Annotated in this window: 22 protein-coding genes; 7 read left to right on the top strand and 15 right to left on the bottom strand. The window is 68.0% G+C overall.

Features of this window, described 5'->3' with window-relative positions:
- Positions 1 to 46: 46 nt before the first annotated feature.
- From VJT49_RS12605 to VJT49_RS12560, 10 genes are read right to left on the bottom strand one after another with little or no spacing between them, the layout of a single operon-like run.
- Positions 47 to 607, bottom strand: coding sequence for a hypothetical protein (locus tag VJT49_RS12605; RefSeq protein WP_324164957.1), 561 nt, complete (start codon positions 605 to 607; stop codon positions 47 to 49).
- On the bottom strand, positions 604 to 1089 hold the full coding sequence (locus VJT49_RS12600; protein ID WP_324164956.1) for a hypothetical protein: 486 nt from the start codon (positions 1087 to 1089) through the stop codon (positions 604 to 606). Before VJT49_RS12600 ends, VJT49_RS12605 begins: the two co-directional genes overlap by 4 nt.
- The gene (locus tag VJT49_RS12595; RefSeq protein WP_324164955.1) at positions 1074 to 2270 is read right to left on the bottom strand and encodes an MlaD family protein; all 1197 of its coding nucleotides are present in this window, start codon (positions 2268 to 2270) and stop codon (positions 1074 to 1076) included. The genes VJT49_RS12600 and VJT49_RS12595 overlap by 16 nt, the downstream gene beginning before the upstream one ends.
- Entirely contained in the window at positions 2270 to 3289 is a 1020-nt protein-coding gene (locus tag VJT49_RS12590) for an MCE family protein (protein ID WP_324164954.1), read from the bottom strand. Before VJT49_RS12590 ends, VJT49_RS12595 begins: the two co-directional genes overlap by 1 nt.
- A complete protein-coding gene (locus VJT49_RS12585) occupies positions 3289 to 4269 on the bottom strand; it encodes an MCE family protein (protein WP_324164953.1) in 981 nt (326 codons plus the stop codon). Before VJT49_RS12585 ends, VJT49_RS12590 begins: the two co-directional genes overlap by 1 nt.
- Positions 4266 to 5252: an MCE family protein gene (locus VJT49_RS12580; RefSeq protein ID WP_324164952.1), complete on the bottom strand. Its 987-nt coding sequence runs from the start codon at positions 5250 to 5252 to the stop codon at positions 4266 to 4268. The genes VJT49_RS12585 and VJT49_RS12580 overlap by 4 nt, the downstream gene beginning before the upstream one ends.
- Complete coding sequence (locus VJT49_RS12575) at positions 5249 to 6253, bottom strand: MCE family protein (RefSeq protein ID WP_324164951.1); 1005 nt, start codon at positions 6251 to 6253, stop codon at positions 5249 to 5251. Before VJT49_RS12575 ends, VJT49_RS12580 begins: the two co-directional genes overlap by 4 nt.
- Positions 6250 to 7500 carry an MCE family protein gene (locus VJT49_RS12570; protein ID WP_324164950.1) on the bottom strand — a complete coding sequence of 417 codons (1251 nt, stop codon included), beginning with the start codon at positions 7498 to 7500 and terminating at the stop codon, positions 6250 to 6252. The genes VJT49_RS12575 and VJT49_RS12570 overlap by 4 nt, the downstream gene beginning before the upstream one ends.
- Complete coding sequence (locus tag VJT49_RS12565; protein WP_324164949.1) at positions 7497 to 8318, bottom strand: ABC transporter permease; 822 nt, start codon at positions 8316 to 8318, stop codon at positions 7497 to 7499. Before VJT49_RS12565 ends, VJT49_RS12570 begins: the two co-directional genes overlap by 4 nt.
- On the bottom strand, positions 8318 to 9103 hold the full coding sequence (locus VJT49_RS12560) for an ABC transporter permease (protein ID WP_324164948.1): 786 nt from the start codon (positions 9101 to 9103) through the stop codon (positions 8318 to 8320). Before VJT49_RS12560 ends, VJT49_RS12565 begins: the two co-directional genes overlap by 1 nt.
- Before the next feature lie 340 nt (positions 9104 to 9443).
- Here VJT49_RS12560 and VJT49_RS12555 point away from each other — a divergent pair, with 340 nt between their 5' ends.
- The 7 genes from VJT49_RS12555 (at position 9444) to VJT49_RS12525 (ending at position 15523) form a co-directional block, all read left to right on the top strand.
- Complete coding sequence (locus VJT49_RS12555; protein WP_324164947.1) at positions 9444 to 10076, top strand: hypothetical protein; 633 nt, start codon at positions 9444 to 9446, stop codon at positions 10074 to 10076.
- Positions 10077 to 10263: 187 nt separating this feature from the next.
- Positions 10264 to 11193, top strand: a complete 930-nt coding sequence (locus tag VJT49_RS12550) for a hypothetical protein (protein WP_324164946.1) — start codon at positions 10264 to 10266, stop codon at positions 11191 to 11193.
- A gap of 89 nt (positions 11194 to 11282) precedes the next feature.
- Positions 11283 to 12725 (top strand): DUF6801 domain-containing protein, encoded by a 1443-nt coding sequence (locus VJT49_RS12545; protein ID WP_324164945.1) that lies wholly within the window; start codon positions 11283 to 11285, stop codon positions 12723 to 12725.
- Positions 12726 to 12899: 174 nt separating this feature from the next.
- The gene (locus VJT49_RS12540) at positions 12900 to 14057 is read left to right on the top strand and encodes a globin domain-containing protein (protein WP_324164944.1); all 1158 of its coding nucleotides are present in this window, start codon (positions 12900 to 12902) and stop codon (positions 14055 to 14057) included.
- Positions 14054 to 14680 (top strand): DivIVA domain-containing protein, encoded by a 627-nt coding sequence (locus VJT49_RS12535; protein WP_324164943.1) that lies wholly within the window; start codon positions 14054 to 14056, stop codon positions 14678 to 14680. The genes VJT49_RS12540 and VJT49_RS12535 overlap by 4 nt, the downstream gene beginning before the upstream one ends.
- A complete protein-coding gene (locus tag VJT49_RS12530; protein ID WP_324164942.1) occupies positions 14664 to 15029 on the top strand; it encodes a group 1 truncated hemoglobin in 366 nt (121 codons plus the stop codon). The genes VJT49_RS12535 and VJT49_RS12530 overlap by 17 nt, the downstream gene beginning before the upstream one ends.
- 89 nt (positions 15030 to 15118) lie before the next feature.
- A complete protein-coding gene (locus tag VJT49_RS12525; protein WP_324164941.1) occupies positions 15119 to 15523 on the top strand; it encodes a VOC family protein in 405 nt (134 codons plus the stop codon).
- A 505-nt stretch (positions 15524 to 16028) separates the two neighbouring features.
- Here the strand turns inward: VJT49_RS12525 and cysC are convergent.
- The 5 genes from cysC to VJT49_RS12500 form a co-directional block, all read right to left on the bottom strand.
- Positions 16029 to 16640 carry an adenylyl-sulfate kinase gene (gene cysC, locus VJT49_RS12520; protein ID WP_324164940.1) on the bottom strand — a complete coding sequence of 204 codons (612 nt, stop codon included), beginning with the start codon at positions 16638 to 16640 and terminating at the stop codon, positions 16029 to 16031.
- A 103-nt stretch (positions 16641 to 16743) separates the two neighbouring features.
- Positions 16744 to 17685 carry a TIGR03621 family F420-dependent LLM class oxidoreductase gene (locus tag VJT49_RS12515; protein WP_324164939.1) on the bottom strand — a complete coding sequence of 314 codons (942 nt, stop codon included), beginning with the start codon at positions 17683 to 17685 and terminating at the stop codon, positions 16744 to 16746.
- A 46-nt stretch (positions 17686 to 17731) separates the two neighbouring features.
- Positions 17732 to 18802 (bottom strand): hypothetical protein, encoded by a 1071-nt coding sequence (locus VJT49_RS12510; protein WP_324164938.1) that lies wholly within the window; start codon positions 18800 to 18802, stop codon positions 17732 to 17734.
- Positions 18803 to 18832: 30 nt separating this feature from the next.
- Positions 18833 to 20671, bottom strand: coding sequence for an ABC transporter ATP-binding protein (locus tag VJT49_RS12505; RefSeq protein ID WP_324164937.1), 1839 nt, complete (start codon positions 20669 to 20671; stop codon positions 18833 to 18835).
- 234 nt (positions 20672 to 20905) lie between these two features.
- Positions 20906 to 21205 carry a hypothetical protein gene (locus tag VJT49_RS12500; RefSeq protein ID WP_324164936.1) on the bottom strand — a complete coding sequence of 100 codons (300 nt, stop codon included), beginning with the start codon at positions 21203 to 21205 and terminating at the stop codon, positions 20906 to 20908.
- Positions 21206 to 21233 lie beyond the last annotated feature (28 nt).

Genomic DNA, 21233 nt, shown 5'->3' with positions numbered 1-21233 from the left:
ACTATGGCAACCAAACAGTTGCGTCAACCGGGGCGGCCCGTAGCGATCAGCGCGGCACCATGCCGGTGATGAACCAGGCCGGGCCGGTGCGTTCGGCCGTGACGGCGAGCTGGGACGCGGCGGCGGTGGGAATGCCGTCGCCGCGGACCGCGGACTGGTCGAGGAACACCAGCAGCACCGCGCGATCCCCGGTCAGCGTCTCGACCGCCGAGTCGACCACCCGGGTGGTCAGGACCAGGTGCTGCGGCGGCGCGAGTTGCCGGACCTGGCCGAACAGTCGCTGGTAGGCAGCCAGCGCAGGGCCGCGCAGGACGTTCGCCGCCGCGTGCTCGGTGACCTCGGTATGGTCGTAGCCGTAGGAGAAGATCCTGTTCAGCGAAATGGTGACGGACGCGGTGACCTCAGCGGCCGCCGGCGCGTCGAACTCCTTGGCCCGCAAGGCGTTTGCCTCGGCCGTGAACCAGGCACCGAGCCCGGCGAACACCAGGGCGACCGCGAGGACGACCGGCCACGGCCGCCGAGGCCGCTTCGGTGTCTCGCCGGCGTCCTCAGTGGTCTCTTCTGGATTGTCCTCAGTGGACTCTTCCATGACGTCTCCGGTCTTCACGAGGCACCTACGCCGACCGTGTCGAGCGAGGCGAGCTTCCACCCGTCCGGCGTTCGGCTCAGGCGTGCGAGATACCGGTTCCGGCCGGTGCTGGGCGCGGCCGAGTCCCTGGTCTTCCTGATTTCCACCGAAACCAGCATTTTCGCGGTGCCGGCGCCCATGTCGAGTTCGGCGATCGCGGCGTCCAGCACCACGCCGGTGGCGACCGTGGCACCCTGGCGCAGCGAGTCCTTGGTGGCGTCGGCGGTCTGGGCGAGCCGGTCGTGCAGAGCGCCGGTGGAGGCGTTCAGCCAGCGCGTGATCCCGTCGTCCACGTTGTGGTAATCGAACGATGTCAGCACGGCCACCTGTGCCTTCCCGGCATCGAGTGCTTCATCGCGGGCCTGCGCGTCGCCGTGGGCGGCGCGGTACCACGACCACCCGGCCCAGCCGGCGAACGCCAGGGCCGCGACCAGCACCACGACGCTCAGTTTTGTGGCCACAGCACTTCCTCCAGGCCGGTGGGCACGTTGGGCAGCGGGAGGCTCACGCCACCGCCGGGCGGCACCGCGTCCGGCACCCCGCCCTTGGGCGCGTTCTGTGCGCCACGCACCGAACTCGGGTTGCCATAGGGCAGGGCGCAGTGGGCCTTCCTGTTCCACGTTCCGGGCGAGGTGTCGTCACTGGGGCGGTGAGGGGTTCCCTCGTAACCCTCCGTACACGGCGGAGGATCGAAGAACGTGTTCACGATCGACAGGCTGGCGCCGTCCGGGGTGATCGACGTCGAGGTCGCGGCCACCGCCTTGGGCAGGGTCACCAAGATCTGCTCCAGCCCGGCGTTGCGGGTCTCGAACACGCGGGAAGTGGTCAGCAGGTTCGCCAGCAGCATGGCCAGGCCCGGGTCGGTGTCCTCCAGCAGGCCCGAGATCTGGCTCGCGGCCTCGGGTGCGGTGCCGATCAGGCGGCGGAGATCGCCGTCGGAGGAAGCGAGCGCGGACGCGAACAGCTTGGCGTTGGCGGAGAACGACCGCCAGGCGTCCGTCGAGTCGAGCTGGGTCCGCAGCACGGTGGTGCCGTCGCGGATCAGCGCCACCGTCTGCGGCAGATGCCGGGCCGCGGTGTCGGTGAACGCGTTCGCGGTGTCCATCAGCACCTGGAGGTTCGGCCCCGAACCCTGCGTCGCGGCGTACAGCTCGTTCACCACGGTCCGCAGCGAGTCGGTCGGCACCGACTGGTTGAACGAGCTGATGTCTCCGAGCAGGGTCTCCACCGGCAGCGGCAGCTGGGCCGCCCGCCGGGAGATCACCGAGCCCTCACGCAGGAACGGCCCGGTTGCGGTGCCGGGCTGCAGGTCGACGAACTGCTCCCCCACCGCCGACCGGTTGGCGATCACCGCCTTGGCGCTGGCCGGGATGGGCGGCGCGGAGGCGTCGATCAGCAGATCGGCCTCCATGCCGTCGTCGGTCAGCCGCAGCGTGCCGATCCGCCCGACCGCCACTCCGCGGTAGGTCACCTCGCCGTTGGTGAAGATGCCGCCGCCGTCGGCGAGTTCGAGCCGCACCACGTAACCGCCCGCGCCGAAGTACCGGCCGAACCCCGCGTACTCGATACCGATGTAGGTGACCACGGCCAGCGCGATCACCACGAACGCGGTGACCTGTAACCGCACTTTTCTCGTCAGCATCAGTGTGTCCCCCCGGTGGGCAGGGGCAGGGGTGGCAACGGCTGCTGGAAGTCGGGCGATGGCTTGACCGTGACGAAGATGTTCAGGTAGTCGCCCTTGATCGCGTCGAGCGCGGAATCGGTGAACGGGAACGTCGGCAGGATTTCCAGCGCCTGCGGCAGGTTCTGGCCCGCGTCGGCGAGCCGCCGGACGATCGGCGCGAGCGAGGAGAGGTCGGCGACCAGGTCCTCGCGGCTGCGGTTGACGGTGTCCACCGCGACCGTGGAGAGCTGGTCGAGCGACTGCAGCATGGTGACCAGCGCGCTGCGTTGCCGGGCCAGCGCGTCCAGCCCCGGCGTGAGGTTGCTCAGCGCACCGGAAATCTGGTCGTCGCGTTCGGACAGTGTCATGCCCAGCCTGTTCAGCCCGTCCAGCGCCGAAGTGATGTCCGCGCGATGCTTGTCGAAGTCCGCCACGGTCTTGTCCAGATCGGACAGGAACGCGCGGATGTCGGTCTCCTTGCCGGTCATCACGTTCGACAGTTCCTTGCTGATCGTCTGCAGCTGCCCGATGCCGCCGCCGTTGAGCAGCAGGGAAAGCGCGCCGAGGACCTCCTCCACCTCGACGTTGCGGTTGGTGCGCGAGACCGGGATGACGGCTCCGTCGCCGAGCCGGCCCTCGGCGTTGGGTGGCGCGGCGAGCTCGACGAACTTCTCGCCGAGCAGGCTGGACTGGCGCAGGTTGGCCAGCGCGTTGGCCGGGAGCACCACGTCACCGGTGACTTCGAGTACGGCTTCCGCCGTCCAGCCGTCGCTGCCCAGGCTGACCTTGTCCACCCGGCCGACCGCCACGTCGTCGACCTTCACCGCCGCATGCGGCACCAGGTCGAGCACATCGGCGAACTGCGCGGTGACGCGGTAGGGATGGCTGCCCAGATCGGCCCCACCCGGCAGCGGAAGGTCGTCGGCCCCGGAAAAACCGGACGAGCACGCGCAGCTGACCAGCGCGACCGTGCCCAGCGCGACGAGCAGCCTGCGCATCAGTGCCCCCCCAAGGGAAGGAACTCGAGCAGGTTCGCCCGGCCCTGCAACGTCCCCGAGGTGGGGTCGAAGGCGTTCAGCAGGTCGGTCGCGGCCAGGGGGGCGCTGTCGAGGGCTTCGGCCACCGAGGCCCGCTGGGTCACCACCACCTGCGTGGTCTGCGCCAGCTTGTCCACATTGGCCTTGATCAGCGCCCGGTTGTCCCGGATGAACTCCTGGATGTCGGCCAGCGCGCCGCCGAGCGTGGCCAGCGCGGCGCTCAGCTCCGTGCGGTCGGCGGACAGCGTCTGCCAGACCTGCGCGAGCCGCTGGTTGATCTGCTGGACCTGGTCGTTGCCGCCGGCCAGCATGCCGGTGAACTTCTGCAGTTCGTCGACCGTGCCGAACAGGTCGTCCTTCGAGTCGGACAGGGTTCTGCTCAGATCCGCGAAGTTGCGCACGCTGTCGTTGAACGCCTTGCCGTTGCCGTCCAGGTTTTTCGCGGCGGTGTCGAGCACGTTCGAGAGCGCGCCCTGGGCGTTGGCACCGTCGGGACCCAGTGACTTCACCAGATCGTCCAAACTGGAGTACAGCTGGTCCAGTTCGACCGGCGTTCCGGTGTGCTCGACGGCGATCACGGCGCCATCCGGGAGCCGGGCGGCACCGCCGGTGCTCAACCTCGTGAACTGCACGTACCGGTCGGCGACGACGCTGGGCGAGACGATCAGCGCCTCGGTGCTCGCGGCCACCGGCACATCGGGTTCGACGCTCATGGTCACCTGGACCTGGTCGCCGCGCGGGGTCACCGAATCCACCTGCCCGATCCGCACCCCCAGCAGCCGCACGTCCGATCCGGGATAGACGCCGACCGCACGGGTGAAATACGCGGTGACGCGCTTCATCCCGCTGTCGGACAGCGTCCACCAGATTCCGGCCGCGACGAACAGCGCCAGTACCACGGCGATGGTGGCCAGCCGGGTGAGCCTTGCCGGGAACCTCATTTCCCGTCACCCCCGGGCGCCGTGCACGGATCGCGGTTGGTCTCGACCAGACCGCAGATGTAGCTGTCGATCCAGCGGCCGTTGCCCATGGTGTTGGTGGCCATCCGGAAGTACGGCCCGGCGTCGGCGAGACCGCGGTCGAGATCCGCGGTGTGCCTTTGCAGGACGTCGGTGACGGTGTTCAGTTTGTCCAGGGCCGGGGAAAGCTGCGCGCGGTTGTCCGCGACGATTCCGGACAGCTGCCGTGCCAGCCGTTGCGTCCCGGTGAGCAGGGTGTGAATGGAATCGCGCCGGTTGTTCAGTTCGGCCAGCAACAGGTTCCCGTCGCTCAACAGCTTTTCGAATTCCGTGTTCGACCCGGCCAGTGTCTCGCTGATCCGCCGGGTGTTGCCGACCAGCTCGGCCAGTTGCCGGTCCCGGGAAGCGATCGTGGTGGACAGCCTGGACAGCCCGTCGAGTGCGGTGCGCACGTAGTCCGGCGAGTTCTTGAAGGTGTCGGAAAGCACCTGGAAGCTCTGCGCCAGTTGCTTGGTGTCGATCTTCCCGACCGTGCTGGCCAAACCCTCGAACGCGGCGGTCACGTCGTACGGGGTCACCGTGCGCGTGCGCGGGATCGGCACGCGCGGGTCCTGCGGCGCGGCGCCGAGCGGGTGCAGGGCGAGGAACTTGCGGCCCAGCAAGGTCTTGATCTTGATCTCGGCCGAGGTCTTGTTCCCGATCCACGCCCCGTTGACGCGGAAACTCACCTGCACGTGGTCGACCGACAGCTCGACCTTGGTCACCTCGCCCACCTTGATCCCCGCGACCCGCACCTCGTCGCTCGCCTGCAACCCGGCGGCCTCGCCGAACTCCGCCTGGAACACCGTGCCGCCGCCGAGGATCGGCAGTTCCTCCGCGTTGAAGGTGGCCAGCGCCGCCAGCGCGAGCAGCAGGGTGCCGACCACGCCGATGGTGACCGGATTGCGTTCCCCGAAGCTTTTCACCGGCCACACCTCGGCGCGTTCGACGTGTATCCCTGCGGCGGGTCGGTCGCCACGATGCCCTGGCACAGGTAGAAGTTCAGCCAGGAACCGTAGGCGGAGATCCCTCCGACGGCCTCGAACTTCCGCGGCAGCATGGTGAGGAACCGGTCCACATCGGACTGTCCGGTGACCAGGTTCCGCGACAGCGAGTTCAGCCCGGCGATGGTGTCCTTCAACGGCTGTCTGCCCTGCTCGAACAGGTCCCCGGTCGAACTGACCAGCGAGCCGATCCCGTCGATCGCGTCCCCGATGGCCGTCCGGTCCTCGGCGAGGCCGGACACCAGCCGTTGCAGGGTCGAGATCAGCCCGGACAGCTGGTCGCCCCTGGCGTTGATGGTCCGCAGCACGCTGTTGAGGTTGTCGATCACCTGCCCGATCACCTTGTCCCGCCCGGCCAAAGTGGCGGTCAGCGAACCGGTGTGCTGGAGCAGGCCTTCGACCGTGCCTCCCTCGCCTTGCAGCACCTTGACGATCTCGCCGGAAAGCTGGTTGACATTGTTCGGCGAAAGCGCCTGGAACAGCGGCTTGAACCCGTTGAACAGCTCGGTCAGGTCGACCGCCGGTGTGGTGCGGTCCAGCGGGATCTCGGCACCCCGCGTGAGCACACCGGCCACGTGCTCGGTGCCGGGTTCGAGCGCGACGTACCGCTGGCCGACCATGTTGCGATACCGGATGGCCGCGTGCACGTTCGCGGGCAGCGTGTGCCCCCGCTCGACCGTGAAGTCCACCCTGGCGAACTGCTGGTCCACAATGGACAAACCGGTCACCTGCCCGACCCGGACCCCGGAGATCCGCACGTCGTCGCCCACCGCGACCGAGGTGGCGTCGGTGAAGCGGGCGCTGTAGGAGTCGGTGTCCCCGACCCCGGTGTTGCCGATGGTGATCGCGAGGCCGGCGGTGGCGAGGCCGGTGATCACGATGAAGATCAGGCTGCTGACCAGGGGCGCGGCGATCTTCCTCATGAGACGTTCACCTCCGCGCCCCGGTAGAGCGCGCCGACGAGCACGCTGCTCCACGCCGGCACGTCCCCGCCGACCTGCGGCGCGACGAGCGTGGAGATCAGCTCCTGCTCCTGCGGCGAATTGGCCAGGCCCAGGTCGTCCGCAACGGGAGCGGGCGTCCCAGGGATGCCAGGGATGCCAGGGATGCCAGGGATGCCACCGTGCGGCGCGACACCACTCGGGTAACACCTCGGCCCGAGGGCCGAGCTGTAGACGGGATCGTCCTTACCCGGGACGTACTTGCCGCGTGGTTCGGTCACGGTCGCCTCGATGTGCAGCCCCGGCTTGCCGGTGCCGGCGCCGAACGCCTTGTCCAGCGAGGGCCTGAGCTGGTTCATCGCCTCCAGGGTGCACGGGAAGCTCGGCGCATAGCGGGCGGTGAGTTCGAGCGTTTTCCGGCTTTCCCCGGTGAGCCGGATGATGATGTCCTTGTTGTTCCTCAAGAAAGTCGTGATCTCCTGCGCCGACGAGGTGACCTGGACGTAGAGGTCGTTCAGATCCGAATTTTTCTCCGAGATGGTGTTGAGGGTGACCGCCGCGTCGGTGAGTGAGTCGAGCAGGTCCGGCGAGATGTCGCCGTAGAGGTCGCTCACCTTGGCCAGATCACGGATGTCATCGTTGACCTGGGGCAGATTGGGGTTGAACTCCTCCAGGTAGCGCGCCGCGATGACGAGAGTGTCGCCGAGCCGGCCGCCCCGGCCGTCGATGGCGGTCGCGACCGCGGTCAGGGTCGCGGCGAGCTTCTGCGGCTGGACCGCCTGCAGCACCGGGAGCAGATCGTCGAAGACCTTCTCCAGTTCGATCGCGTTGGCCGAGCGGTCCTGGCTGATCACGTCGCCGGCGGCCAGCGGCCCGGCGGTCGAGTGCTCCGGGATGGACAGCTGCACATAGCGCTGGCCGAACAGCGTCTTGGGCACGAGCAGCGCGGCGACGTCCTTGGGCAGGTGGGAGATCTGGGCCGAGTCGAGCGCGAGCCGCAGGTCGGCGCCGCCCGCCCGGATGTGCACGGCCCTGACCTCGCCCACCACCACACCGCGGGCCTTCACTTCGGCGTTCTCCCGCAACTGGTTTCCGAGCCGGTCGGTCCGCAGGGTCACCATCACCGCGGTGACGAACTTCTTCTGGTACACCTGCACCGCGAGCGTGGCCAGCAACGCCACCACGACCAGGAACACGACACCGCACGCGCGGCGGAGGAGTTTGGTCACCCGGCCACCTTCACGGTCGTCGTCGCGCCCCAGATGGCGAGGCTGAGGAAGAAGTCGATCAGGCTGATGGTGACGATCGCCGTGCGCACCGCCCGGCCGACCGCCACGCCGACCCCGGCGGGGCCCCCGGTCGCGCGGTAGCCGTAGAAGCAGTGCGCGATCACCACCAGGATGCTGAACACCAGCACCTTGCCGAAGGACCACAACACGTCGACGGGCGGCAGGAACAGGTTGAAGTAGTGGTCGTAGGTTCCCGCGGACTGCCCGTAGAACCACACCGTGACCTGCCGCGAAGCCAGGTACGAGGTGAGCAGGCCGATGCCGTACAAGGGAATGATGGCGACGAACCCGGCGATGATCCGGGTGGTCACCAGGTACGGCACGCTCGGCACGCCCATCACCTCGAGCGCGTCGATCTCTTCGGAGATCCGCATCGCGCCCAGCTGCGCGGTGAATCCACAGCCGACCGTGGCCGACAGCGCCAGCCCGGCCACCAGGGGCGCGATCTCCCGCGTGTTGAAGTAGGCGGAGACGAACCCGGCGAAGGCCGCGGTGCCGACCTGGTTGAGCGCGGTGTAGCCCTGCAGGCCGACGACGGTGCCGGTGAACACGGTCATGCCGACCATCACGCCGATCGTGCCGCCGATCACGGCCAGGGCGCCCGTGCCGAAACTGACCTCGGCCAGAAGCCGGGTGATCTCGCGGTAGTAGCGGCGGATCGCTCTCGGTGTCCAGGCGAGCGAGCGGAGGAAGAACAGGACCTGGTCGCCGAGGGTGTCCAGGAAGGAGAAGCGGCGATCGATCGCGCGGAGCACCATCACGACCCCTTCGGCGGGACCAGCTGCAGGTACAGCGTGGTGAGGATCAGGTTGAGCAGGAACAGCAGCAGGAACGTGATCACCACGGACTGGTTGACCGCGTCGCCGACGCCCTTGGGCCCGCGCCCGGGGTTGAGCCCGCGGTAGGCGGCCACGACTCCGGCGACGAAGCCGAAGACCACCGCCTTGATCTCGCTGATGTAGAGGTCGGGAAGCTGGGCCAGGGCGGAGAAACTCGCCACGTACGCGCCGGGCGTCCCGCCCTGCATGAGCACGTTGAAGAAGTAGCCGCCGATCACGCCGACGACGCTGACCATGCCGTTGAGGAAGGCGGCGACCCCCATCGCGGCGAGCACGCGCGGCACGATCAGGCGCTGCACCGGGGAGACCCCGAGCACCTCCATCGCGGCGATCTCCTCGCGGATGGTGCGCGACCCCAGGTCGGCGCAGACCGCGCTGCCGCCCGCGCCCGCGATCAGCAGCGCGGTCACGATCGGGCTCGCCTGCTGGATGACCGCGAGCACGCTCGCCGCGCCGGTGAAGGACTCGGCGCCGATCTGGGCGGTCAGCGAGCCGAGGTGCAGGGCGATCACCGCGCCGAACGGAATGGACACCAGCGCGGCGGGCAGGATGGAAACGCTGGCGATGAACCAGAACTGCTGCACGAACTCGCGGAACTGGAACGGCCGCCGGAACGCCTGCCGCGCGACGTCCAGGCCGAGCGCGTAGAGGCGGCCGGTCTGCCGGATCGCGGCGACGCCGGGAAAGCTCGACTTCGTCGTCATGTCGGATGCCGCCCACTCAAAGCTCTGCTGCCTTCGACAGACGCAGCCCGTGCTCTATTACCGGTCGGTACCGTAGCCACGCCCAAGATCACTGACAAGCATTTTGTGGTGCGATGACAAAAGCTTTTACCGCCTTTGTCCAGCACCGCGTGGACTGTCGGCCGAACGGAGCATGCGATTGCTCATGCCGACAGAACTCCCTTGTACCGCTTGCCAGGAAGGGTTAACGTACTGGCCGGTAGGTTCACTGGATTCGCGTGAACCAGACCGGTTTCCCGCGGGAAAAAGTGCGCACCGAATTGCTCAAATCGTTCAGACAGGAATCGTGATGCAAAGACGCATGGCAAGTATCCTGACCACCGGTGCGGCCGCCGGCGCCGCCTTCGTCCTGGCGGCGGTTCCCGCCGCGGCGGCGGGCAGTTTCACGGTCACCAACCTGAATGCCGACGGGCATTTCGCCGCCGCCACCGACCTGGTCCTGCTCACCGACAACACCAGCGGCGTCGGTTTCGAATGCGACGCCAGCGGTTCGACGCCCGCGTCGAACTCGACCGGCTCGATCCCCACCGGAACATCCGCCGATGTCGTCGGGAAGTTGTCGGTCGACTTCAACAACTGCACCGGCCCGCTCGGCGCCGGCACGGCGGTCGCGAACAACCAGCCCTACAGCCTGCACATCACCGGATACGACGCCGCCGGCGGCAAGAGCACCGGTTACGTCGGCCCGGTCAGCGTGCACGCGTCGACGCTGGGCTGCGAGTTCGACGTGACCGGAAACGCCCCGGCAACGTACGACAACGCGACCGGCACGCTCTCGTTCACCCCGGACGCGGCGCTGCCCGCCGGCGTGACCCCGCTGAAGCCCGCCAACATCGACGGCTGCTTCGGCCTGGTCAGCCCGACCGACGAACTCGTCTACGAGGCGGACTACCACCTCAGCGACCCCTCGACCCCGATCACCATCACCGGCTGACCCCCAGGGAGCCGGCGGCCGGCTTTTCGCCGTGGCCCGTTCCCCACGGCGAAAGGCCGGATCGGGTGGCGGCGGTGGGCGCGATGCGGCACGATTTCCGGCCCCGGCACCTCCGGTGAAGGCAGGGCAAGCCGGAATCCCGCCGCCGAACATCCCGGAACAACCGCCGAAAACCAGGAGAAAACTCGTGAAAACACCGCGAAGATCGACGCTGCTCGCTTCCGCCGTGCTCGCCGCCGGCCTGGTCGTGGCCGGAACGTCCACGGCCGGCGCCGCGACCGGCAACGGCGCCTGGGACCCGCTCAGCCGCTGCCCGGTCGACGCGCCCGCGATGCTCGCCGCGGACGGGGCGAGCACCGCGGCGATCTGCCTGGCTTCGCACGCCACCAGCGGGTCGATGACGATCGGCAGGACGACCGTGCCGACCGGTGCCGTCGATCTCCAGATCGGTGTGCTGCGCACCGGCTCGACGTACGCGGTCGTCGCTCCGGCCAAGGGCACGGTGGTCGCGGACCCGGTGTCCGTGCCCGGCGGGCTGCTCGGCATCATGTGCGGCGACCCCAACCCGCTGATCGACACCATCTGCCGGGGGCTGGCCGGCAGCCCGCTCAACGTGGTCACGGCGACCGTGGAGGCGGCGGGTGATCCGTCGGAGTTCAACCTCACCTCCGGGCTCACCGCCGGCAAGCCGATCCTGAAGCTGCCGGTGAAGATCCACCTGCGGAACGTGTTGCTCGGCACGAGCTGCTATCTCGGCTCGGACAGCGACCCGATCGTCCTCCAGCCGCGGAACACGGCGCGGCCCACGGCGACGCTGACCCGGTTCGACCCGGACGGCACGCTCAGTTCGACCGGGATCATGGGCTACCTCGCCATTTCCGGGACCGACCAGACGGACACCACGTTCACGGTGCCCGGCGCGAACGGGTGCGGTTTGCTCGGCATCCTCAACGGCGCGGTCAACGACAAGCTCGGCCTGCCGTCCGCGTCCGGATCCAACGCCCTGACCCTCACCGCCGCCGACACCTCCTTCGGCGGCTTCTACACCCCGAATTCCTTCGCCCCCACCGAAGGACAGCAGCTTTCCACTCGCTGGCACGCCGCTTTCCGTGGGTGAAACCTCGGATGTGAACGGGGAATGATCGGGGAAGGGCCGCTCGTGGCGGCCCTTCCCCGGCACGGTAACGGGACGTGAAGGGGATGGACATGCCCAGGGCACGGGTCGCGGCGGCGGCAGCGGTCGGCGTGATAGTGGCCGGCGGGGTGGCCGCGGGAGCCCCGGCCACCGAACTCGAGCAGACCATCGCGGTGAAGCTGGCCTACACCTGCCGGTTTCCCGCTGGTCCCCAGAACGTGAGTGCCGACGTCACGGGGACCTTTCCCCGGAACGGGAAAGCGGGCGTAGCCATTCAGCCCAAGGACGTCCAGGTGGCGGTGACCGTGCCGCAGAGCGTCCTCGACGCGGCCTCGGTGAGCGGAACGGCCCGCCTGACCGTCGACGTCGCACAAGTCGCGCAGGAGGAATCGGCCGGCGCCGTGTGGGACCTGGGCATTCCGTTGACAGCCGCGCCGGAGAACACCGCACTCGAAATCATCGCTTCCGGTGCCGTGCCGGACGTGAAGGCGGGCCGGCAAGGAGACGTCACGTTCACCGCCACCGGTCTCGACCTCGAACTGGACAAACTTTCCGTCCGTTGTGCGCCGGCTCCGGATCAGAACGCCCGGCTCGCCGTGGTCGGCGTCTTCGACAGGACCCCGTCGAAGGCGCCGTCGTCGGCACCTCCGTCGTCGCCGGGCAGGCCACGCACGGAAAGCGGGATCGAAGTGGGCCGGAATCCGGCCGGGACGATGTCCCCGCAAAGCGTCCGGGCACCGGCCATCGACGCCCCGCCGGGCTGTTTCACGCTCCCCGCCCATACCCCGTCCACCCAGTTGGGCTGCGCCTACGAAGCCGGCTTTTCGAACGTGAACAAGCAGCATGCCTCGGTGCTGTTCGGCGGCCCCACCCCGGGTTTGCTGAAATTAGCTTTTTCGGAAGTGTCCGTAGGCGGCCTGCCGTGCGACAGCCGTTTCCCGCCGTGGTTCGGGCAGGACGGTTACACGACCTGTTTCGTGCAGTCGATCCACAGCCGCGCCGAACTCGACATGCCGGCGGCGGATTCCTCCGTGCTGACCTTCGGGTTCATGCCGGTGCGGGCGAAGGTGAGGATGGTCCCCACCCAGGACATCTCCATCGACGCCCTGCAGCAGACGCGGAGATATCCCAAGCCACCGATCAACCGGACCTCGTTCAAGGTCACCGCGACCACGGTGGTGAACCTGGTGGTTTCCGACGTGAAGGTGAACGGCGTCCTTCTCGACGTGGGCCCGGATTGCCGCACCGCAACCCCGGTGACGGTGACGCTGTCCGGTAGCGCCGCCAACGCGAACGCGCCGACGGCCGACGAGTACACCGTCCAACTGGGCGGGCCGCTCACCGGATTCGCCGACATTCCCGGGTTCACCGGGTGCGGCGTCACCGAGAACCTGGACCCGCTGCTCACCGGGACGATCTCGGGGCCGGGCAACTACCTCAAGATGACCCAGGGAAAACCGTGCTTCACCCAGGGTGCCGTCTGCCCGCCCACCCTGCCGGTGCCCCGGCGCTGACCGTTTTCCGACTGCCGGTACGGGTATCTCCCACGGCAAAAAGTTACCGGACCGTGAATACGGAATAATCGGGAAGGAAAGGCACCCTTTCCGGTTCACCAGTTTTTTCGTGATTTCTTACCGCTCCCGTTGGCCCCTTGCCCGGAAATTGGCGCGACCATATGCTCTTGCCCCATGGATACGGCGCGCCTGAAGGCGAGCTGGGACACGGTCGTCGGCTACGGTGGCCAGGTTCCGCTGTTCTTCTATTCGGCATTGTTCCTGGCCGATCCGGGCACTCGGGAGATGTTTCCGGTGTCGATGGCGGGCCAGCGGGACAAATTGGTGAGCGCGCTGGGCCACGTGGTCTCGCATGTGGACGATCTCGACTCCGCCGTCGGTTTCCTGCAGCAACTCGGCCGCGACCACCGGAAGTTCTCGGTGGCGGCGGAGCACTACCCGGTGGTCGGGCAGGCGCTGCTCACCACACTGAAGCATTTCCTCGGGCAGGAGTGGATTCCGGACCTGGCCGAGGACTGGGGCGCCGCGTACAAGCTGGTGTCCGACGTGATGATCACCGCGGCGCGGGACGCCGCCCAGGTCTTGCCACCCTGGTGGGAGGCCGAGGTCGTCCGCCACGAACGACGCGGTGTCAGCGTCGCCGTGCTCACCCTGCGGCTCGACCGGCCCATGCCCTACGCGCCGGGCCAGAGCGTGTCCGTGGAAACCCCGCTGCGGCCCCGGGTCTGGCGGTACTACTCCCCCGCCAACCCCGCCCGCGACGACGGGATGATCGAACTGCACGTCCGGCTGGTCGACGGCGGGACGGTCAGCTCCGCGCTGGTCCAGGCCGTCGGGACGGGCGACGTGCTGCGCGTCGGCCCACCGGTCGGCTCGCGGCTCACGCTGTCCCACAGTCAGGACGTCGTCCTGCTGTGCTGCGGCACGGGCTTCGCCCCGTTCAAGGCACTGCTCGGCCAGATCGCCCAGGAAGGCGCCCGGCGTCGCGCGCACCTCTTCCTCGGTGCCCGCACCGCGCCCGACTTCTACGACACCGAGGCGGTGAAGGCGTTCGACCGCACCCTGCCCCAGCTCACCGTCGTCCCCACGACCCTGGACGACCTGCGCTTCCAGGGCGCGCGCGGGCATCCGGCCGACGTCGCCCTCCGCTACGGGCACTGGCCCGACGCCGAGTTCTACCTTTGTGGCTCACCGGACATGGTGACCGACGGCCGGGACCTGTTGCGCGCGGCGGGCATCGGCGAACACCGCATCCATTTCGAGGACTTCACCAGCCAGGTGGGTCCCGCACTCAAGACGATCGCCCGAGGGGACAAGGACTTCCTCCTATGACCTTGCAGGCAGGCAGTCCGTTCCGGCGGGTGCTCACCCCCGAACGGATCCGCAGCGTCACCTTCAGCAAGTCGCCGTTGGGCCGGCGCGGGCTCGACCCCTACGAGGTCGAACTCTTCCAGCGCAGGCTCGCCGAGGAGTTCGCCGCGGGCGAGGCCGAGAACGCGAAGCTGCGCGCCGAGATCGAACGGCTCCGCGACTGGTACCGCGGCCACGGCGAGAACATCGACCCCGATCTCCTGCCCGCCCAGATCGACGTCCAGGCGGTCAACCTGCTTTCGGAAGCCCAGTTGCAGGCCGAGGCCTACATCGCGCAGGCCGAGGCGCACTGCCGCCGGGTCACCGGCGAGGCACGGCAGCAGGCCGCCGCGATCCTGCACGACGCCCAGCAGCGCGCGGAAATCGCGGCCCAGCAGGCGGCCCATCTGTATCGCGCCCGCTCCGGCGACGGCTATGCCGCGGAGCTGGAGGAAATGGAGAGCCGCCTGGCGTGGCTGCGCGCGTTCTGCCATGCCGTGCAGGTCCAGCTGCGTGCGGCCTCCGACGCGTTCGCGAGCGAGATCGACAAGCTCGCCCGGTTGCCGGAAACTCCCCGAAAGGATGGTCATGACCAGCATCTATGAGCGGATCGGCGGGCAGGAGTCCCTGATCGAGGTGGTGGACCGATTCTACGCACGAGTGCTCGCCGACCCCGCCCTCGCACCCTACTTCGCCGGCGCCAACATGAGCCGGCTCAAGGGCAAGCAGGTCGAGTTCTTCGCCGCCGTTCTCGGTGGTCCGGACCAGTACAGTGGGCTGTCCATGAAAGACGCGCACCGCGGCCGCGGCATCAGCCAGGACCACTTCGACCGGGTCGCCACCATCCTGTCCGAGACGCTGGTGGACACCGGTGTCCCCGCGGAGACCGTGGAGGAGATCATCACCGCCATCGCACCGCTGTCCGCGGAGATCGTGGCGACACGGGCGTCCTAGGAACACCGACCATGGTTCCCGCGAGCACGGACGGTAATCACGCAAGGATGAGGAAGACAGGACCGGGCGAACCGGCCTACCCTCAGCGCATGCCGAAACAGCTCATCTTCGTGAACCTGCCCGCCCGGGACCTCGCCGAAACCAAGAAGTTCTGGAGCGAACTGGGATTCAGCTTCAACCCGCAGTTCACCGACGAGAACGCGGGCTGTCTCGTCGTGAGCGACACGATCTTCGCCATGCTCCTGGCCAGGGAGTTCTTCGCGAACTTCACCGGAAAGGAAGTCGTCGACGCGACCAAGGGGACCGAGACGATCATCGGCCTGTCCGCGGAAACCCGCGAAGCCGTGGACACCCTGGTCGACAGAGCCGTCGCGGCGGGGGCGACCGAGCCGCGGCAGCCGATGGACCACGGGTTCATGTACCAGCGCAGCTTCGACGACCTCGACGGGCATCAGTGGGAGATCATCTGGATGGATCCGGACCAGGCGCAGTGACAACCGGGAACAGAACCCAGTCCCTCCGCCAGGATTTCGTTTTCTCGGTCGAGCGTGCGACGCTTCGGCGGTGAGAGCGGCGGTGTAACCGTGCGCAAGCGTTGGCGTCGCGGTGCCGGACAGCGCCGGCCCGCACCACGGCTCCGGCAAAGTCGTTGGTGCTGGTCATGGACAGATTCGGCGGAGTTGAAGGGAGGCGAAAGTCGAGGTCTTCTGGTGCCGGCCGCACTCGGATCGTGCGGCGCCCGACGCGGCCATGGCCAGTGTTTTCGGTGATATGTAACGGAAGAGTGCCCCAGCCGAGGGAGTCGAGCTGGGCGAACGGTTTCGGTTGATCGGCTTTCACGATGAGCGGATAGTCGGCGCCGCGCTGTTCGACAAGGTAGCAGGCGCGCGCTGGGTGTGTATGGCGTCCGCCGTGACCATCACCCCGGCAATGTCGACAATGTCGACAATGCCCGGCTTTGCCGGGACCATGCGGCCCGCACCGCGTTGTCGTCCACTGCTATACGAGATTGCGGCTGGCCAACAACCTCATCACCGAGGCGCCGGCGGTGTCGACGTCCACCTGCGAAGTGTTCAGTCTCAGGTCTGGTTCCAGCGGCTGCTCGTATGGGTCGTCCACCCCGGTCAGTCCGGTGACAACACCGGCAAAGGCTTTGGCGTACAGGCCTTTCGGATCTCTCCTCGCGCATTCGACGACAGGGGTGGACACGTGGATTTCAAGGTAGTTCGTCCCGCGCCGCTTGTGTCTCCGCCGAACGATCTCACGTGCCTTCCGGTATGGCGCGATGACAGGCACTATGACAAGGACACCGTGCCGGGCAAGCATTTCCGCCACGTATCCGACCCGCTGCACGTGCACATCCCTGTCGTCCCTGCTGAATCCGAGGCCGGCGGACAGGGTGAGGCGGAACTCGTCGCCATCCAGCACCTCGACCTCGCGACCCGCTTCGGCCAGTCTGGCCGCCACCGCCGAAGCGATTGTCGACTTGCCCGCGGCCGGCAGCCCGGTCAGCCAAATCGTCGCTCCCGGCTCGCGTTTCCCCTGTGCCATTCGATCGAGGTTCCCTCCGAACAGGTGTCCGCACCGGTTGACCGGCATCGCGCGGCCCACGGCCAGTTCCCGGTCGTTGCAACCTGCCAACCGCGTACGCCGGAAACACCGTTCAGGTGATTGCCCCCTGACCCGCCTGGGCCCCACGTGCATTCGGTGGCGGTCACCGCGGGCGCAGGATGGCGATAACCGGCGCGAACTGTTCGATCGCCGCCTCGGGGATCGTGACGAGAGAGAAGCCCCACCGCGCACGGCGGGTCAGCAGAGTCTGGGCCAGTTGGTCGGCCGTCCCGACGAGATACGGAACCATTCGTGCCACGTCCTCCGGCGGATACCCGAGTCTCCCCGCCAGGGTCGAGAGGACGGACTGGGGATCGTCGGTCACGAAGCAGGCCCACAGCAGGTAGTTCAGAACGGGCGGTTTTTCCCGGCCGGCAGCTCCGGCCCGCACCCATGCCACTTGGGTGTCGACCTGTTCGGGCATGCTGTCGGCGTGGTCGACCGGACCCTGTGGGCCCAGCGGCGGGACGATGGTCACGATGTCGGCTTCCTGTCCGGCCAGGGTCAGGGTCCGGCGCCGCCCGCCGCCCAGCATGAGCGCGGGCACAGCGGCTGGGTCGGGCCCCGTGGACGGTGTTCGGTCAAGACCGGTAGCCATGTCTTCGCCGCTGGTGTGCGCTTCGGTCCTGTCGGCGAAGACGCGCTTGACCGTTCGCACCGCGGCACGAAGTCGCTCGTACCGGGTCCCGCCGGGGTCCAGGGGCAGGTCCGCGTCTCGGTAGTCGGCGGGCATCCATCCCGCGCCCAGGCCCAGAACCGCGCGGTGGCCGGACAGTGTGTGGATGGTCATGGCTTCTCTGGCCATGACCGCCGGGTTGCGCAGGTCGTTGTTGAGGACGAAGGTGCCCAGGCGCAGTGTCCGGCTGATCGGGGCCGCGGCGGCGAGCGCGGGCACCGGGGACAGCCGCTGGTACAGGTGGTCGGTGACGTAGAGCGCGTCGTACCCGAGGCTTTCACTCCTGCGGACCAGGGAGAACCACTGATCCGCGGAGTGACCGAGTTCGGCTATCACGGCGAACTCGAAAGGTGGCAACATCGCTGTCATCTCTCCGGCTTCTTCTGCTCCTGTGTCTCTTCCGATCCGTGAGGCCTCAGCCGGCTGCCAGAGCAGGGGCAATTTCGGCGCCGGCGTTGGCGATCACGGCGTGCGCTGCGTCGTCCGCTTCGATTCCCGGCGCACACGCCGTGCGCAGCGACGCGAAATCATCCCCGTCCAGCAGCCGGGAGGACCCGATGCGGGAGGCGTCCACGCGGGCAGTGGCTCTGGCGATCCACTCCGCCGGGGCGGGGAGGTGCAGGAACTCCGCGACGGCGGTGATTTCCGCCCGCGCGGAGCGTATTAGGCGCTCATAACGCAGCGCGGTCCAGGCGCCGGCCGGGAGCTCCGACAACACGGACACACCCGACTGGGTCATCCGTGACCACAGCTCCCCGAACGCGGTCAGCGGAATGTCCCGGCCCATCAGCCGCCCGCCGCCGAACGGCGGCAGCAGTGGTTCGAACGCCTCCCGAAGCCGCGGTGCGTGCTCGGGGCCGATCTGGTCGAACGAGGAGACTCCGAGGATGCGAAGTGCTTCATCGGCAAGTACTCGGAGTCGGCAAAGGGCGTGCCGGCTCATGGACAGTGCGGTCTCGACCCCATCGCGGCTGAGATAGACGAAGCGCGCATCCGGGAACGCCTGCCGCAGATCCGCCAGGAACTCCAATGATCCGCCCGTGCGTTCCACGACGATCCGGCGCTGAAGACGGACCGCCAGCCAGGAGAAGAGCCGACAGTACTGTTCGGGTACCCGACGTCGTGGCCAGTGCGGCAGTTCGGCGGCGAGTGCGTCGTACAGTTGGTCGGGGGCCTGGGTGAGCATCGGCAGGGTCATATGGCAGATTCCGGGGATGCCACTGCTGGTGCCGAAGCGTCCGCTTTCGTAGGGATATATGAGTTCCGGCACGTCGATGCCGTCCCGGACGACGGCATCGATGACGGGGGCGACCGCCGTCAGACGGCGCCAGAACGCGGGCCCGTTCTCCTCGCCGCCGAAGCGGGGGTCAGCTGTCAGCAGGCTGAAGACCTCGCTGAGACTGAGTACGTCGGGGTGGTCGTTCAGTATCCGGGACAGCAGCGTGGAACCGCAGCGGCCGGTGCTGACGATGAAGGTGGGCACCATGGCGAGGTATGCCTCCGGCTGTCTTGTCGATCACGAGGACCTGCCCGGCCCCGTGAGCCCGGCGGTCTGGGTTTCGTCCTGGATGCGGTAGAGCCGGGCGTAGACACCGTCCATGTCCATCAGCCTCTGATGGGTGCCCTCCTCGGCCACACTGCCGCTGTCGAGGACGTAGATCCAGTCGGCGTGACGGGTGCTGGTCAGCCGGTGGGAGATGAGCAGGACGGTGCGCCCGACATAGAGTTCCCGGATGCCGCGGTAGAGCGTTTGCTCGGCTACGGGGTCCAGGGCGGCGGTGGGTTCGTCGAGGATGACGAGCGGGGCCGCCCGGAAGAAAACCCGGGCCAGCGCCAGAGACTGCCACTGGCCGCCCGAGAGATCGCTGCCGCCTTCGAAGTTCTTGCCGAGCGGGGTGTCGTATCCGTCGGGCAGGTCGTGGATGAACTCGTCCGCGCCCGCCTGGCGGGCAGCCATGGTGATCATCATCCGGTCGGCGAGATCCTTCACCCGGCCTATCCCGATGTTCTCGGTGACGCTGAACAGGTAGCGTCCGAAATCCTGGAAGAGGACGGCCACGGATTCGCGGAGCCGGTCCGGATCGACCTCGGCGATGTCCTTGCCGTCCCAGGCAATGCGGCCCTGCCTCGGCTGGTAGAGGTTGCACAGCAGTTTGGCGAGGGTGGTCTTGCCGGATCCGTTGCCCCCCACGAGGGCGACCACTTCGCCGCGTGACAGTGTCAGCGAGACATTGCGCAGGGTGGGCTGGGCTGTCTCGGGGTACTGGAAGGTCACGTGCTCGACGGTGATCGTCTGGAAGTCCTGCGGAGCGGGGACGCCGTCAGTCTTGGCCCTCGCAGCGCGCAGGGCGGGCAGAAGTACCTGGAAATCGCGGAAGTCCGCGAGGTACAGCGCGCTTTCGTACAGCTGGTTGGTGTTGACCACCAGCACCGAAAGCGCACCGCTGAACTGGAGCATCGCCGCGGCGCCGACCGTGGCGGTGGCCAGCGGGAGTCGCCCCGACAGCACGAGCTCGGCAAGAAGGGCGACGCTGGCCATGAGGATCGCCGTGGACGATACGCCGCTGATCATGAAGCGCGATATCGCCTTGCGGATGAGGCGGTGCAGCCGTGTCTGCTTCTCACGATGGAGGTTCTGGTTCTTGGCGCGCAGGAACCCCGTCAGGCCGTAGGTGCGGACCTCGGTGGCCGAGTCGCGGCTGATCAGCAGGTTGTGCAGATAGCCACGGCGCCGGTCCGGTTCACTGAAGTCCCTGCTCAACTGGTGGAAATCCCGGGAGGCCCTGCTCCTGGCCGCGAGGGGCGGCAGAGCCACCAGTAGCACAAGCGGCAGCAGCCACGGCGACATGAGTGCCAGTACCCCGCTCAGGCTGACCAGGGTGCTGGCCGAGCCGACGGAGCCGAGCAGGTTCTGGGTAATGAGCGTCGGCCGGCTGCTGGCGGCTTGCGCCCGGGTGAGCCGGTCGTGGAAGTCGGGGGTGTCGAAGTGGACCGCCTCGGCGGTGACCGCCACATCGAGTACCCGCTCAGAGACGTACCAGGTCACTTTCTCGGCGAGCACGACATTCAACGAGCCCATCAACAACCCCGAGAGAGAGACCGCGGTGAAAAGTCCGGCGAGCGGGATCAGCTTGGGTGTGATGGCGGCCAAGGACAGGCCCGCCGAAGCGGCGGTGTTGGCGGCGACCAGGACATCACCCAGCCCGAGCAGGATGAACCCGGCTGCACCTGAGGCGATCATCTGCAGCACCAGGGTCACCGCGACGAGCACGGGCGCTGCCTTGAACAGCAGGTACAGGGCCCAGGCCAGCACCGCCGGCAGCCGGCCCGGGCCCCCTCGCCCAGCCTTGGACACCTCCTGCCTCCGTCCGCGACCGCGTCCCGACGGGTGGCGCCAACGCCGCACGGATGTCTCACGACGGTGCCGCCCACCGCGGGCGGCCGGCTCGCGCGGGTGTGCGAAGTACTTGTCCATTCTTGTCCAACCATCGCATGCCTGGAGATTCAGTCGCTGCCCGCGGGATACGCGCGGGGAGCGACTCGGGCCGGCACCGCAGGTGCCGACCCAGGTCGCACTCCTCTCGCGCGGCTAGGAGTTGCTGACAGCGCCACCCATATCGGGGTTACCGATGCTGGCGGCACCCGTATTGCCGTGCGTCGCGACGGTGGCACCGGCAGCAGCGACACCGGCGGCGGCGGCGGCGGTTAAGGCAGCGATACCTGCGTCGTCCGCCACTACGGCGGTACCGACGGCGAGGGTGGCCGCGATAGTGCCGGCGACGGCGCACAATGCCGGTTCGGACGCCGTTGTCAGCAGACCCACCTGGTCTCCGACCGTGGCGTCCGCAAGCAGAGTCACCGGCGATTCAACGAACTCGTTCAGGTGCATTATTCCGTCCTTTTGTCGACGTTCCGAT

Origin of the sequence: Amycolatopsis sp. (genome assembly GCF_035276945.1) — a bacterium.
Taxonomy (GTDB): domain Bacteria; phylum Actinomycetota; class Actinomycetes; order Mycobacteriales; family Pseudonocardiaceae; genus Amycolatopsis_E.
The sequence above is the reverse complement of the archived record's forward strand: the minus strand, read 5'-3'. Positions and strand labels throughout refer to the sequence as shown.

What these genes read in the sequence shown, in the direction of transcription:
- VJT49_RS12595 (WP_324164955.1), bottom strand. Translation starts at nt 2,270, where the DNA reads ATGCTGACGAGAAAAGTGCGGTTACAGGTCACCGCGTTCGTGGTGATC.
- VJT49_RS12590 (WP_324164954.1), bottom strand. Translation starts at nt 3,289, where the DNA reads ATGCGCAGGCTGCTCGTCGCGCTGGGCACGGTCGCGCTGGTCAGCTGC.
- VJT49_RS12585 (WP_324164953.1), bottom strand. Translation starts at nt 4,269, where the DNA reads ATGAGGTTCCCGGCAAGGCTCACCCGGCTGGCCACCATCGCCGTGGTA.
- VJT49_RS12575 (WP_324164951.1), bottom strand. Translation starts at nt 6,253, where the DNA reads ATGAGGAAGATCGCCGCGCCCCTGGTCAGCAGCCTGATCTTCATCGTG.
- VJT49_RS12565 (WP_324164949.1), bottom strand. Translation starts at nt 8,318, where the DNA reads ATGGTGCTCCGCGCGATCGATCGCCGCTTCTCCTTCCTGGACACCCTC.
- VJT49_RS12560 (WP_324164948.1), bottom strand. Translation starts at nt 9,103, where the DNA reads ATGACGACGAAGTCGAGCTTTCCCGGCGTCGCCGCGATCCGGCAGACC.
- VJT49_RS12555 (WP_324164947.1), top strand. Translation starts at nt 9,444, where the DNA reads ATGGCAAGTATCCTGACCACCGGTGCGGCCGCCGGCGCCGCCTTCGTC.
- VJT49_RS12545 (WP_324164945.1), top strand. Translation starts at nt 11,283, where the DNA reads ATGCCCAGGGCACGGGTCGCGGCGGCGGCAGCGGTCGGCGTGATAGTG.
- VJT49_RS12540 (WP_324164944.1), top strand. Translation starts at nt 12,900, where the DNA reads ATGGATACGGCGCGCCTGAAGGCGAGCTGGGACACGGTCGTCGGCTAC.
- VJT49_RS12535 (WP_324164943.1), top strand. Translation starts at nt 14,054, where the DNA reads ATGACCTTGCAGGCAGGCAGTCCGTTCCGGCGGGTGCTCACCCCCGAA.
- VJT49_RS12530 (WP_324164942.1), top strand. Translation starts at nt 14,664, where the DNA reads ATGACCAGCATCTATGAGCGGATCGGCGGGCAGGAGTCCCTGATCGAG.
- VJT49_RS12525 (WP_324164941.1), top strand. Translation starts at nt 15,119, where the DNA reads ATGCCGAAACAGCTCATCTTCGTGAACCTGCCCGCCCGGGACCTCGCC.
- VJT49_RS12515 (WP_324164939.1), bottom strand. Translation starts at nt 17,685, where the DNA reads ATGACAGCGATGTTGCCACCTTTCGAGTTCGCCGTGATAGCCGAACTC.
- VJT49_RS12510 (WP_324164938.1), bottom strand. Translation starts at nt 18,802, where the DNA reads ATGGTGCCCACCTTCATCGTCAGCACCGGCCGCTGCGGTTCCACGCTG.
- VJT49_RS12500 (WP_324164936.1), bottom strand. Translation starts at nt 21,205, where the DNA reads ATGCACCTGAACGAGTTCGTTGAATCGCCGGTGACTCTGCTTGCGGAC.